Source organism: Mycolicibacterium diernhoferi (genome assembly GCF_019456655.1).
Lineage (GTDB): Bacteria > Actinomycetota > Actinomycetes > Mycobacteriales > Mycobacteriaceae > Mycobacterium > Mycobacterium diernhoferi.
The window spans coordinates 446,989-458,941 of record NZ_CP080332.1; the positions used below are offsets into that span (position 1 = coordinate 446,989).

Here is an 11,953-nt window from a genome sequence, read left to right on the forward strand (position 1 = left end):
GTCGCAGTTGGAGGAATCGTGCAGCGACTAGCTGACTTTGTCGTGCGGTGGCCATTGGTCGTCATCGGGATCTGGGTCACCCTGGCGGTGGCACTGCCGTTGAGCGTGCCCAGCCTGAACGACATGGCCCAGAAGAACCCGTTGGCCATGCTGCCCGGGGAGGCACCCTCCAGCGTGGCGGCCCGGCAGATGGAGGAGGCCTTCCAAGAACCGGGTACCGACGATCTGCTGCTGGTCGTGCTGACCGATGAGGACGGTCTGGGCCCCGAACACGAGGCCACCTACGCCAAATTGGTGGACGCCCTGCGCGACGACCAGCAGAACGTGGTGATGCTGCAGGAGTTCATCGGCACGCCGGCCCTGCGTTCGACCCTGACGAGCAAGGACGAGAAATCCTGGGTGCTGCCGGTCGGTCTGGCGGGCGCGCTCGGCACACCGCAGTCCTATTCCTCCTTCACGGCGGTCTCGGAGACCATCGCGCAGACCACTGCCGGCGGTCCGCTGGAGGTCCACCTTGCCGGGCCGGCCGCCACCGTCGCCGACCTCACCGTGGCCGGCGAGAACGACCGCCTGCCCATCGAGATCGCCATCGCGGTGATGGTCCTGCTGGTGCTGCTGATCGTCTATCGCAACCCGGTCACCATGATGGTGCCGCTGGTGGGGATCGGCATGTCCCTGGTGATCGCCCAGGCGGCGGTCGCCGGCCTGTCGGACCTGACCGGCATGGGGGTCTCCAATCAGGCGATGATCCTGCTGAGCGCCATCATCTTCGGCGCCGGGACCGACTACGCGGTGTTCCTGATCAGCCGCTACCACGATTTCGTCCGGCAGGGATCGGACTCCGACGAGGCCGTCCGCCAGGCGCTGGGCTCCGTCGGCAAGGTGATCACCGCGTCGGCGGCCACGGTCGGCGTGACCTTCCTGGCGATCAGCTTCGCCAAGATGGGCGTGTTCTCCACGGTCGGCACCTCCGCCGCGGTCGGTATCGGTGTGGCCTTCCTGGCCGCGATCACGTTGTTGCCCGCCATCCTCACCCTCATCGGGCCGCGCGGCTGGATCAAACCCCGCAAAGAACGCACCGCCCGGATGTGGCGCAAATCGGGTGCCCGCATCGTGCGCCGCCCGTGGACGCATCTGGTCGCCAGCCTGATCGTGCTGCTGCTGCTGGCCGGCCTGTCCGGCTTCGCGACGTTCAACTACGACGACCGCAAGGCGGTCGACCCCTCGGCGCCCAGCTCACTGGGATACGTGGCCATGGAGCGCCATTTCGACGTCAACCAGTTGATCCCGTCCTACGTACTGATCCGGTCCCCGAAGGATCTGCGCAATCCGGAGGCACTGGCGGACCTGGAGCAGTTGGCCGAACGGATCACCCAACTGCCCGACATCGAGATGGTCAGCGGTATCACCCGGCCCCTCGGTGTGGTGCCGCCCGAGTTCCGGGCCACCTATCAGGCCGGCATCGTCGGGTCCCGGCTCGCCGACGGGGCGGCCATGATCAGCGACGGCACCGCCGACCTGAACCGGCTGGCCGACGGCGCGGACACCCTGGCCGCCAGCCTGGGCGACGTGCGCGGGCAGGTCGGCACGATCGCCGGCAGCCTGGAGCAGATGGTCGATGCGTTCGCCGCGCTGCGGGGCCAGTACGGCGGCGACAAACTGGTCAAGAACGTGGAGATCGCGGCCAAGCTGGTCGCCAGCGTCAACAGGCTCGGCAACGAGATGGGCGTGAACCTGATGGCCACCCGGGACCAGTTCGCCTGGGTGGCTCCGGTGCTGGCGGCGCTGCACGGCAACGTGGTCTGCGACCTCGACCCGTCGTGCAGCCAGACCCGCATCCACCTGTCCCGGCTCGCCGCCGCCCGCAACGACGGCACGCTCGCCGAGATCGAGGATCTGTCCGGGCAGTTGGAATCGCTGCAGGACCGGCAGTCGCTCAACGTGGCGCTGAACCAGGTCGGCACCGCATTCACCCGGCTGACCGAGGCGATGCAGTCGATGGGACTGGACAGCCCCGACGGCGCGCAGGCCACCCTGGCCCAGTTGCGGCAGGGCGCCGACCGGTCGGCCAAGGGCAGCCGGCAGGTGGCCGACGGCGTCGACCAGATCGTCGAGCAGATCAAGGTGATGCGCACCGGACTCGACCAGGCGGCGGCCTTCCTGCTGGCGATGAAGGAGAACGCCGCGGCACCGGCCATGGCGGGCTTCAACATTCCGCCCGAGATCCTGCTGATGGAGGACTTCAAGGCGGCGACCAAGGCCTACGTCTCGCCCGATGGGCATTCGGCGCGGTACCTGGTCTTCACCAAACTCGATCCGTTCAGTCCGGAGGCGATGGATCAGGTCACCGCCATCGAAAACGCCGCGCGGGGCGCGTTGCCGAACACCGCACTCTCGGACGCCTCGGTATCGATGGGTGGCTATCCGGTGGCGCTCGCCGACACCCGCGACTACTACGAGAACGACATCCGGTTCATCGTCCTGGTGACCGTAATCGTGGTGTTGCTGATCCTGATGGTGCTGTTGCGGGCGGTCATCGCACCGCTGTATCTGGTTGGCTCCGTGGTGGTTTCCTACTTCGCCGCCCTGGGAATCGGTGTGCTGCTGTTCCAGGTGATCCTGGATCAGCAGCTGCACTGGTCGGTGCCGCCGCTGGCCTTCGTGGTGCTCGTCGCGGTGGGAGCCGACTACAACCTGCTGCTGGTCTCGCGGATGCGGGACGAGGCCCCACTGGGCAGGATCGGCATCATCCGCACCCTGAGTTCCACCGGCGGCGTGATCACCGCGGCCGGCCTGATCTTCGCCGCGTCGATGTGGGGTCTGTTGTTCGCCAGCATCGGTACTGTGGTGCAGGGCGGGTTCGTCATCGGCATCGGCATCCTGCTGGACACCTTCCTGGTCCGGACCGTCACCGTGCCCGCCATGGCCACGTTGGTCGGAAAGGCGAACTGGTGGCCATCACGACTGACACGGCGGGAGAGCGGCAGAGCATGAAGAAGCTACTCGCGGCGGCCACCGCCTTGCTGACCATCGGCCTCACCGGGCCGCTGGGCGTGGGGATAGCCACCGCCGATGACCCGCCGGCGCCGGCGGACTTCGACCGGCCGGGACCCGCACGCGCCATCGAGGGCCGGGGTTACGCACTCGGCGGCGCCCACGTGATGGGTATCCCGTACGACGAATACATCATGCGCACCGGCGCCGAGTGGTTCCCGGGCCTGAATCGGCAGATCGTCGACTACCCCGCGGGCCAGGTCCAGGGGCACACCCTGGAGCGGCTCTTCCCGGGCATCGGCCGCCTCGATGACGACTTCCCGGGGCTCGGCATCGACGGTCCCAGCTACGGCGAGTCGATCGACGTCGGCGGACCGAACCTGTTGGCCGCGATCCGCGAGGGCGGCCCGGGTATGGCGATCGGCCTGTCCGAAGGCGCGTCGGTGCTCGACGACGTGCGGGCGCGGCTGGCCAACGATCCGACCGCCCCGCCGCCGGATCAGCTGGCGTTCGCGACCTACGGAAACCCGGTCGGCAAGCACGCATTCGGTGAGAGCTTCCTGAGCCAGAACTTCCCGGTCGGGAGCGTCGTGCCCTCACTCGACTACCGGATGCCGGCCCCGGTGGAGAGCCAGTACGACTCGCATCTGTTCGTCTCGGCCTACGACAGCATCGCCGACTGGCCGCAGCGGTCGGACAACTGGATCTCGGTGGCCAACGCGATCGTCGGCCTGGCCACCGGGCACACCGCGGTCGCGTTCACCAACCCGAAAATGGTGCCGCCGCAGAACATCCGGACGACGGTCAACTCCCGGGGCGCGCGGACGACGACGTACATGATCCCCGAGGAGCATCTGCCGCTGGTGCTGCCGTTCAAGTACCTCGGCGTCGACAAGGGCACGCTGATGCAGCTCGACGCGATCCTCAAACCCTATGTGGACGCCGGTTATACCCGTAACGACGATCCGGCGACGGCGCCGATCACGGTGGACCCGGTCAACGGGTACGACCCCGCCGAGGTCACCGCACCGGCCACCCAGGCCGCGTTCGGCGGCGGCGCGGATCCGGTGTCGCAGTTGATGGCCGGTCTGCAGTACGTGCTCAACAACCCGCCGAAGTAGCGCCTCACCAGCCGGCCAGGCCCACCGCCAGCAGGACGACGCCCACCACCGCGACCATGACCGCCACCCCGCGCCGGCCCTGCGCCTGCATCCAGTCGTTGAGTGCGATCAGCCGGGCGTGAGTGCGCTCCGGTGCGACAAGGTAAGCCAGCAGCGGGATTTCGACGAGCGCGAAGGCCACCACGTTGAAGGTCAGCAGCGCGGCGAGCCGGGTGGTGGAGTTGACGTCGGCGGTGCCGATGACGGCCAGTGCCGCCAGGTAGTCCACCGAAGGCAGCGCGATACCCAGACCGGCCGCCGAAGCGACCCACAGTGATTGGCCCTCCAACAGGCGGGTCAGCCACACCGGCCGGGTGCGGGGCCGTCCCTTGGTGAGCGCCAGCACGGCCGCGGCCAGCAGAGCGAGCACACCGATCCCGACCTGCACCCTGGGCAGGGTGAAGTGCGCCGACTCGGGCAGTCGCGATTCGAGCAGGAACAGGGCCACCATGCCGACCGTCAGGCCCATCAGGAAGCCGCCGCACAGGAACGCGGTGAGCTGCAGCAGCGGGCGGGGACGGTTGAGCATCAGCACCGACATCCCGATGCGGAACGGCTCCAGGCTGACCGCGACAGCCATGACCAGCAGGGTGATCCACATGGCGGCCCCGGCTATCCGTGCACCGGTCAGGTGTCCAGCCGCACGAACTGCCCTTGCCGGTGTTGCTCGACGCAGGCCGAGCGGCGGATCTTGCCGCTGGTGGTCGTCGGGATGGACCCGGGCGCCACCAGCACGATGTCGGCGACCTGCAGTCCGTGTGCGCGTGAGATGGCGGCGGTGACATCGCTTTTCACGCCGGTCAGCTCGGGGTCGTCATCGCGTTGCTTGAATTCGATGATGGTGACCAGCTTCTCGCTTTGCTCGTCGGCCACCGCGATGGCGGCCACCCGGCCGCGGGTGATCTCGCGAACGGTGGCCTCGATGTCCTCGGAGTAGTGGTTGCGGCCCCGCACGATCAGCATGTCCTTGATCCGGCCCACGATGAACAGGTCGCCCTCGGAGATGAAGCCCCGGTCACCGGTGCGCAGCCAGTCGTGCTCGGGAAGGCCGGCGGGCCCGTCGAGAAGGGTTGCCCCGAAACCGGTTCCGGTCTGATCGGGTTTGCGCCAGTATCCGGCGGACACGTTCTCGCCGTGCGTCCAGATCTCGCCGACGGCGCCCTCCGGGCACGGCCGGCGGGTCTCGGCGTCGACGATCAGCACCAGCGGTGACGGGGCCACGCCGTAGCGCAGCAGCGGTGTCCCGCCGGCCCGTCGGACGGCCCGGCCCTCGGTGAGTTCGTCGGCACCGAACTCCACGGCCTCGGGCACCCGGCCTTCGCTGCCACTGGCCACGAAGACCGTCGCCTCGGCCAGGCCATAGGACGGCATGATGGCCTCGGGCCGGAAACCGAACGCACCGAAGCGTTCGTTGAACCGCTCCACGGTGGTCGGATCGACACGCTCGGCCCCGCAGATCAGGCTGATGACGCCGCTCAGGTCGAGATCCGCGAGGTCCGCATCGTCGGTGCGCCGGGCGGTCAGATCCAGGGCGAAGTTGGGGCCCCCGGTCACCACGGTGCGGTGCCGGGCCATCGCCTGCAGCCAGCGCGCCGGGCGGGTGAGGAAGGCGATCGGGCTCATCAGATCGCCGGGCACCCCGCCCAGGATGGGGGCCGCGACGCCGAGCATCAGGCCCATGTCGTGGTAGAAGGGCAGCCAGGAGACCAGCACGTTGCCCGGCGGGAACGCGCCGCCGTACTGGGGTACATAGTCCGGCATCAGCTGCTCGAAGTTCGCGTACAGGTTGCGGTGGCTGATCATCACGCCGGCCGGGGCCCGGGTCGAGCCCGAGGTGTACTGCAGGTAGGCGATGTCCGGGCCGTCGGGCACGTCGGCGTGCTCGGGCTCCGGGGAATCCAGGTCGAGGGTGTCCACGGCGATCACCGCGATGACGGCGGCACCGTCGTCCACATACTGGGCGGCCACGTCGAAGAGGGCAGCGGTGGTCAGCACCACGGCGGGTTCGGTGTCGGTGACCACGGCGCTGGTGCGTTCATCGTGGGCGCCGGGCACCGGCGCCGACAGCGGTACCGCGATGAACCCGGCCTGCATGGCCCCCAGGAACGCCACGATGTAGGGCAGGCCCTGCGGCGCGATGATCAGCGCCCGGTCGCCGGGGGAGCCGTGCTGGGCCAATTCCTCGGCCAGGTTGAGGGTGCGCCGGTACAGCTGCGCGTAGGTGAGCGTCTCGGCGACCCCGTCGGGGTCCCGGTCGTAATCGGTGTACGTGAAGGCTGTGTCGCCGGGTGAAACACCAGCGCGTTCCCGCAGCACGGTCAGGATGGACGCGTTGGGCATGGGGGTCAGGCTACTCATTGCGTTCAGCCTGAGCGTGACCATGGCCACCGTGACGGTCCGCGGGCAGGATCGCGGTGTGGTTTCCGTTCAGACGGCGCCGCCCGTCGTCGATCTCCGTGATGAGCCTGCCATGCTGCGGCAGCGCCTCGGCCGGGGCGCGCACGAGGTCGGCTTCTTCCATCTGACCGGCCACGATGTGCCCGAGGAGCTGGTCTCGCGGGTGCTGGACGCATCGCGCCGCTTCTTCGCGCTGCCGCAGGCCGCCAAGGATGCGATCGCGATGGTGAACAGTCCGCACTTGCGGGGCCATACCCGGTTGGGCGGGGAACTGACCGGCGGCGCGGTGGACTGGCGCGAGCAGATCGACCTCGGACCCGAACGGGTCCGCGTCTCGACGCGCAGATGCCGGTGCTGCGCCTGCCCGCCGAGCTCGCGGCGCGGGCCCGCGGGGTGACCGTCGACCCGTCCAAGGACCGGATTTACCCGGTGTACGGCCGTAATGCCTGGAAGAGCCGTGTCCGGGCGCATCCGGATGTCGCGGCCGCTCACCGGTACGGGCAGCCGTAGCGGCGGTGTGTGAAGATGGAGATGTTATGAGCGACACAGATCTGAGCCCGGCCTCGCTGCGTGAGGCGTTCGGGCATTTCCCGACCGGAGTCATCGCCATCGCCGCCGAGGTCGACGGTGTGCGGGTCGGTCTGGCGGCCAGCACCTTCGTGCCGGTGTCGCTGGACCCGCCGCTGGTGTCGTTCTGCGTGCAGAACTCATCGGAGACGTGGCCCAAGCTCAAGGGGCTGCCGTCCCTGGGGATCAGTGTGCTCGGCGAGTCACACGATGCGGCCGCCAAGACGCTGGCCGCCAAGACCGGCGATCGGTTCGCCGGGCTGGAGACCCAGTCCCGGGAGAGCGGCGCGGTGTTCGTGCACGGCACCAGCGTCTGGCTGGAGACCACCATCGCCCAGGAGGTCCCGGCGGGGGATCACACCATCGTGGTGCTGCAGATCAGCGACGTCACCGTGCACGATGTGCCGCCGATCGTGTTCCACCGCAGCACGTTCCGCAAGCTCGGCTGACCGAGCCTGCCGGACGTCAGGGGCGCGAGCCCAGCTGCTCTCGATATCCGCTGATCCGCTGTTCCAGCTCGGCGGCGTCGTCCGGTCTGCCTTCTTTGCGAGCCAACTCCGCACGAGCCGTGAGCTCGCGGATCGCGGTGCGAATATCGTTGATGCTGATCGTTTCTCGCTGTGACATAGCAGTGTCTCTCTGACGTTGATTTGCCGTCGCCTCGAGCGTACGCGCGATCCCCGAGATGGCCACCGCCAAAGTGAAAGGCTGCGGAGATCCGGGTGGATTCTCCGCCGCGTGTGCACCGGCCGACGTGGGTTCAGTCTCGCGGCGCAAGTAATCGCGAGACTGCACCCGGGCAGCTGGACGCGCCGTGATCCCTACCGTTTTTCAGTCTCGGTACGCCACCTCAGGCGAGACTGAAGTCTGGTAGGTCAGCGCCGGAACAGCTTGTTACCCAGCCAAACGATCGGGTCGTACTTGCGGTCGGCGACCCGCTCCTTCATCGGGATCAGCGCATTGTCGGTGATCTTGATGTGCTCTGGGCAGACCTCGGTGCAGCACTTGGTGATGTTGCACAGCCCCAGGCCGTGCTCCTCCTGGGCCAGATTCTTCCGGTCCACGGTGTCCAACGGGTGCATGTCCAACTCGGCGATGCGCATGTGGAAGCGCGGGCCCGCGAAGTTCTCCTTGTTCTCCTCGTGATCGCGCACCACGTGGCAGACGTTCTGGCACAGGAAGCACTCGATGCACTTGCGGAACTCCTGGCTGCGGTTCACGTCCTCCTGCTGCATCCGGTACTCGCCGGGCTGCAGATCCTTGGGCGGGGTGAACGACGGGATCTGGCGGGCCTTCTCGTAGTTGAAGGACACATCTGTCACCAGGTCCCGCATCACCGGGAAGGTGCGCAGCGGAGTGATCGTCACCGTCTCGTCCTGGTCGAACGTCGACATCCTGGTCATGCACAGCAGCCGCGGCCGGCCGTTGATCTCCGCCGAACAGGACCCGCACTTGCCGGCTTTGCAGTTCCACCGCACGGCCAGGTCGCCGGCCTGGGTCGCCTGCAGCCGGTGCACGATGTCGAGCACCACCTCGCCGTCGTTGACCTCGACGGTGTAGTCCTGCAGGTCGCCGCCGCTCTCATCGCCGCGCCAGACCCGCAACTTCGCGTTATAGGCAGCCATGTCTCAGCCCTTCCGCTCGGGGTGCTCGGTCAGTTGATCGTCGGTGTAGTACTTCTCGAGTTCGGACAGCTCGAAGGTGGCCAGCAGATCGGGCCGCATCACCGGCTGCTGCTCGGCCTCGACGGTGATGTCCGGGACCACCTGGTGATCGCCCGGAACCGCCCGGCAGACCAGCAGCTTGTTGCGCCACCGCGAATCCATCTGCGGGAAGTCGTCGCGGGTGTGCCCGCCCCGGCTCTCGGTGCGCTGCAGCGCCGCCTTGGCCACGCACTCGCTGACCAGCAGCATGTTGCGCATGTCGATGGCCAGGTGCCAGCCGGGGTTGAACATGCGCCCACCCTCGACGACGACGTTGGCATAACGCCGCTTGAGTTCGTCGATCTTGACCAGAACCTCTTGCAGCTCACCCTCTTTGCGGATGATGCCGGCCAGGTCGTTCATCGACTGCTGCAGCTCGGAGTGCAGCGTGTACGGGTTCTCCGGGTTCGCCTTCGGGGCGAACGGATCCAGCGCCAGCTGGGTGGCCGCCTGCAACGAATCCTCGGTGACCGCGGGCCGCGAGCTCAGCGACCGTACGTAGTCGGCGGCGCCCAGCCCGGCCCGGCGGCCGAACACCAGCAGATCGCTCAGTGAGTTCCCGCCGAGGCGGTTGGAGCCGTGCATGCCCCCGGAGCACTCGCCCGCGGCGAACAGGCCGGGGGTGGCCGCGCCACCGGTGTCCGGGTCGACCTCGATGCCGCCCATCACGTAGTGGCAGGTCGGCCCGACCTCCATCTCGTCCTTGGTGATGTCGACCTCGGCCAGTTCGATGAACTGGTGGTACATCGACGGCAGCCTGCGCTTGATCTCCTCGGCCGACATCCGGGAGGCGATGTCGAGGTAGACGCCGCCGTGCGGCGAGCCGCGGCCGGCCTTGACCTCTTCGTTGATGGCGCGCGCCACCTCGTCGCGGGGCAGCAGATCCGGGGTGCGGCGCGCGGAATCGTTGTCCTTGAGCCACTGGTCGGCTTCTTCTTCGGTTTCGGCGTACTGCCCCTTGAACACGTCGGGGATGTAGTCGAACATGAACCGCTTGCCCTCGGAGTTCTTCAGGACCCCGCCGTCACCGCGGACACCCTCGGTGACCAGGATGCCCTTCACCGACAGTGGCCAGACCATGCCGGTCGGGTGGAACTGGATGAACTCCATGTTGATCAGGCCCGAGCCGGCCCGCAGCGCCAGCGCATGGCCGTCGCCGGTGTACTCCCACGAGTTCGACGACACCTTGAAGGACTTGCCGATACCGCCGGTGGCCAGCACCACGGCCGGCGCCTCGAACAGGATGAACTCACCGGTCTCGCGCCAGTACCCGAAGGCCCCGGCGACCGCCCCGTTGTCCAGGATCAGCTCGGTGATCGAGCATTCGTGGAAGACCTTGATGCGGGCCTCGTAGTCGCCGAGTTCACGCTTGTCCTCCTGCTGCAGCGAGACGATCTTCTGCTGCAGCGTGCGGATGATCTCCAGACCGGTGCGGTCACCGACGTGGGCCAGCCGCGGGTAGGTGTGCCCGCCGAAGTTTCGCTGGCTGATCCGGCCGTCCTTGGTGCGGTCGAACAGCGCCCCATAGGTTTCCAGCTCCCAGACCCGGTCCGGCGCTTCCTGGGCGTGCAACTCGGCCATCCGCCAGTTGTTCAGGAACTTGCCACCGCGCATGGTGTCACCGAAGTGCACCTGCCAGGAGTCCTTGGTGTTGACGTTGCGCATCGCTGCCGCGCAGCCGCCCTCTGCCATCACGGTGTGCGCCTTGCCGAACAGCGATTTGGTCACCACCGCGACCCGTAGGCCGCGTTCGCGTGCCTCGATCACGGCTCGTAGACCCGCCCCGCCCGCGCCGATCACGACGACGTCGTAGGTGTGCCGTTCCAGGTCACCCATTGAGATTCCTCACTAGTGTTGTTGTGGGTCCGAATAGCTCAGTCAGCCAATGAATCTCAGGTCGCTGATGGTCCCGCTGGCGACCAGCATGACGTAGAAGTCGGTGAACATCAGCGTGCCCAGGGTGATCCATGCGTACAGCTTGTGCCGGGTGTTGATCTTGCTGATCTGCGTCCACATCCAGTACCGGACCGGATGCTTGGAGAAGTGCTTGAGCCGGCCACCGGCGACGTGCCGGCAGGAGTGGCACGACAGCGTGTAGGTCCACAGCAGGATGACGTTGACCACCAGCACGATGTTGCCCAGACCGAACCCGAATCCGCCGCCGGGCTTGGCGAACGCGATGACCGCGTCATAGGTGTTGATCACCGAGATGATCGCCGCGATGTAGAAGAAGTAGCGGTGGGTGTTCTGGATGATCAGCGGGAACCGGGTCTCGCCGGTGTACTTGGCGTGCGGTTCGGCCACCGCGCACGCCGTCGGCGACTGCCACACCGAGCGGTAGTAGGCGCCGCGGTAGTAGTAGCAGGTCAGCCGGAAGAGCAACAGGAACGGCAGTGACAGCGCCGCGTAGGGCAGCCACCAGACGTCGGGCAGGAACTGGCCGAAGTGGCTGGCCTCGGGGATACAGCCGGACTGTTCGGCGGCATTCCACTTCACGACGCAGGGCGAGTAGAACGGCGTGAGGTAGCCGTACTCCGCGACGTAGTAGTTGCTCTGCTGGAACGCCCGCACCGTCGCGTAGATGACGAACGCGGCGAAGCCGAGATCGGTGATCAGGGGCGAGCGCCACCACGCATCGGTGCGTAGTGTGCGCTCCTTGATCCGCGCTCTGGTGGGTGAGAAGACGCCGTTACCTTGAGGATTCGAGGTCGGTGCGCTCACTGAGTTCCTCTTCTTCTGTTGTAGGTGACGGGTCCCGCCGGGCAGTTGCTTCCTCGCGCGAGCGCTCGTCAGAGGTCTTACCGGCTGCCGCCGAGGCCCTCGTCATCGACGCCCTGCCAGAAATCGCTGGCGTAATCGGTGTCGGGGATGGTGACCTTCTCGGTGGGTCGGGGGTGTGCGGGTGTCCCGCGCATCTCCAATTCCGCGGCATCGATGTCCAGCCGGTCGATATCGTTGAGCATGCGTTCGGCGTCGTTGACGATGCGGCGCATCGCGGGGGCGTCGCCGTAGCGGGCTCGCAGCGATGTGACGCAACGGCGTAGGTTGCCGATCAGTTCGTGTAGTTCGGCAAGCTCGGTCGTGGTGGACATCAGGCGACCTCCTTGGGCTGAAGGGTGTCAGGAATCACAG

10 protein-coding genes and 1 pseudogene are annotated in these 11,953 nt (G+C 67.4%); 4 read left to right on the top strand and 7 right to left on the bottom strand.

Features of this window, described 5'->3' with window-relative positions; all coding sequences use genetic code 11:
• Positions 1 to 18: 18 nt before the first annotated feature.
• A complete protein-coding gene (locus K0O62_RS02040) occupies positions 19 to 2,994 on the top strand; it encodes an MMPL/RND family transporter (RefSeq protein WP_073855456.1) in 2,976 nt (991 codons plus the stop codon).
• On the top strand, positions 2,991 to 4,115 hold the full coding sequence (gene pe, locus K0O62_RS02045; protein WP_073855457.1) for an acyltransferase PE: 1,125 nt from the start codon (positions 2,991 to 2,993) through the stop codon (positions 4,113 to 4,115). The genes K0O62_RS02040 and pe overlap by 4 nt, the downstream gene beginning before the upstream one ends.
• 4 nt (positions 4,116 to 4,119) lie before the next feature.
• On the opposite strand, the gene K0O62_RS02050 is transcribed toward pe, so the two are convergent.
• Positions 4,120 to 4,755: a GAP family protein gene (locus K0O62_RS02050; RefSeq protein ID WP_073855458.1), complete on the bottom strand. Its 636-nt coding sequence runs from the start codon at positions 4,753 to 4,755 to the stop codon at positions 4,120 to 4,122.
• A 26-nt stretch (positions 4,756 to 4,781) separates the two neighbouring features.
• Positions 4,782 to 6,494, bottom strand: coding sequence for an AMP-binding protein (locus tag K0O62_RS02055; RefSeq protein WP_073855459.1), 1,713 nt, complete (start codon positions 6,492 to 6,494; stop codon positions 4,782 to 4,784).
• Positions 6,495 to 6,534: 40 nt separating this feature from the next.
• On the opposite strand from K0O62_RS02055, the pseudogene K0O62_RS29070 reads away from it, so the two are divergent.
• Positions 6,535 to 6,891 (top strand): annotated as a pseudogene (locus tag K0O62_RS29070) (2-oxoglutarate and iron-dependent oxygenase domain-containing protein); the annotation flags it as partial.
• A gap of 196 nt (positions 6,892 to 7,087) precedes the next feature.
• A complete protein-coding gene (locus tag K0O62_RS02065; protein WP_073855461.1) occupies positions 7,088 to 7,567 on the top strand; it encodes a flavin reductase family protein in 480 nt (159 codons plus the stop codon).
• 16 nt (positions 7,568 to 7,583) lie between these two features.
• On the opposite strand, the gene K0O62_RS02070 is transcribed toward K0O62_RS02065, so the two are convergent.
• From K0O62_RS02070 to K0O62_RS02090, 5 genes are all read right to left on the bottom strand, one after another.
• Positions 7,584 to 7,817 carry a hypothetical protein gene (locus K0O62_RS02070; RefSeq protein WP_131817385.1) on the bottom strand — a complete coding sequence of 78 codons (234 nt, stop codon included), beginning with the start codon at positions 7,815 to 7,817 and terminating at the stop codon, positions 7,584 to 7,586.
• 176 nt (positions 7,818 to 7,993) lie between these two features.
• Complete coding sequence (locus K0O62_RS02075) at positions 7,994 to 8,743, bottom strand: succinate dehydrogenase/fumarate reductase iron-sulfur subunit (protein WP_073855463.1); 750 nt, start codon at positions 8,741 to 8,743, stop codon at positions 7,994 to 7,996.
• Positions 8,744 to 8,746: 3 nt separating this feature from the next.
• Complete coding sequence (locus tag K0O62_RS02080; RefSeq protein ID WP_073855464.1) at positions 8,747 to 10,657, bottom strand: fumarate reductase/succinate dehydrogenase flavoprotein subunit; 1,911 nt, start codon at positions 10,655 to 10,657, stop codon at positions 8,747 to 8,749.
• Positions 10,658 to 10,699: 42 nt separating this feature from the next.
• Positions 10,700 to 11,542, bottom strand: coding sequence for a succinate dehydrogenase subunit SdhC (sdhC, locus tag K0O62_RS02085; protein ID WP_073855465.1), 843 nt, complete (start codon positions 11,540 to 11,542; stop codon positions 10,700 to 10,702).
• Between the two features lie 77 nt (positions 11,543 to 11,619).
• Positions 11,620 to 11,913: an Rv0250c family protein gene (locus K0O62_RS02090; RefSeq protein WP_073855466.1), complete on the bottom strand. Its 294-nt coding sequence runs from the start codon at positions 11,911 to 11,913 to the stop codon at positions 11,620 to 11,622.
• Positions 11,914 to 11,953: the final 40 nt, after the last annotated feature.

Excerpts from the sequence above, each read along its gene's own strand:
- pe (WP_073855457.1), top strand. The coding sequence starts at position 2,991 with ATGAAGAAGCTACTCGCGGCGGCCACCGCCTTGCTGACCATCGGCCTC.
- K0O62_RS02050 (WP_073855458.1), bottom strand. The coding sequence starts at position 4,755 with ATGTGGATCACCCTGCTGGTCATGGCTGTCGCGGTCAGCCTGGAGCCG.
- K0O62_RS02055 (WP_073855459.1), bottom strand. The coding sequence starts at position 6,494 with ATGCCCAACGCGTCCATCCTGACCGTGCTGCGGGAACGCGCTGGTGTT.
- K0O62_RS02065 (WP_073855461.1), top strand. The coding sequence starts at position 7,088 with ATGAGCGACACAGATCTGAGCCCGGCCTCGCTGCGTGAGGCGTTCGGG.
- K0O62_RS02075 (WP_073855463.1), bottom strand. The coding sequence starts at position 8,743 with ATGGCTGCCTATAACGCGAAGTTGCGGGTCTGGCGCGGCGATGAGAGC.
- K0O62_RS02080 (WP_073855464.1), bottom strand. The coding sequence starts at position 10,657 with ATGGGTGACCTGGAACGGCACACCTACGACGTCGTCGTGATCGGCGCG.
- K0O62_RS02090 (WP_073855466.1), bottom strand. The coding sequence starts at position 11,913 with ATGTCCACCACGACCGAGCTTGCCGAACTACACGAACTGATCGGCAAC.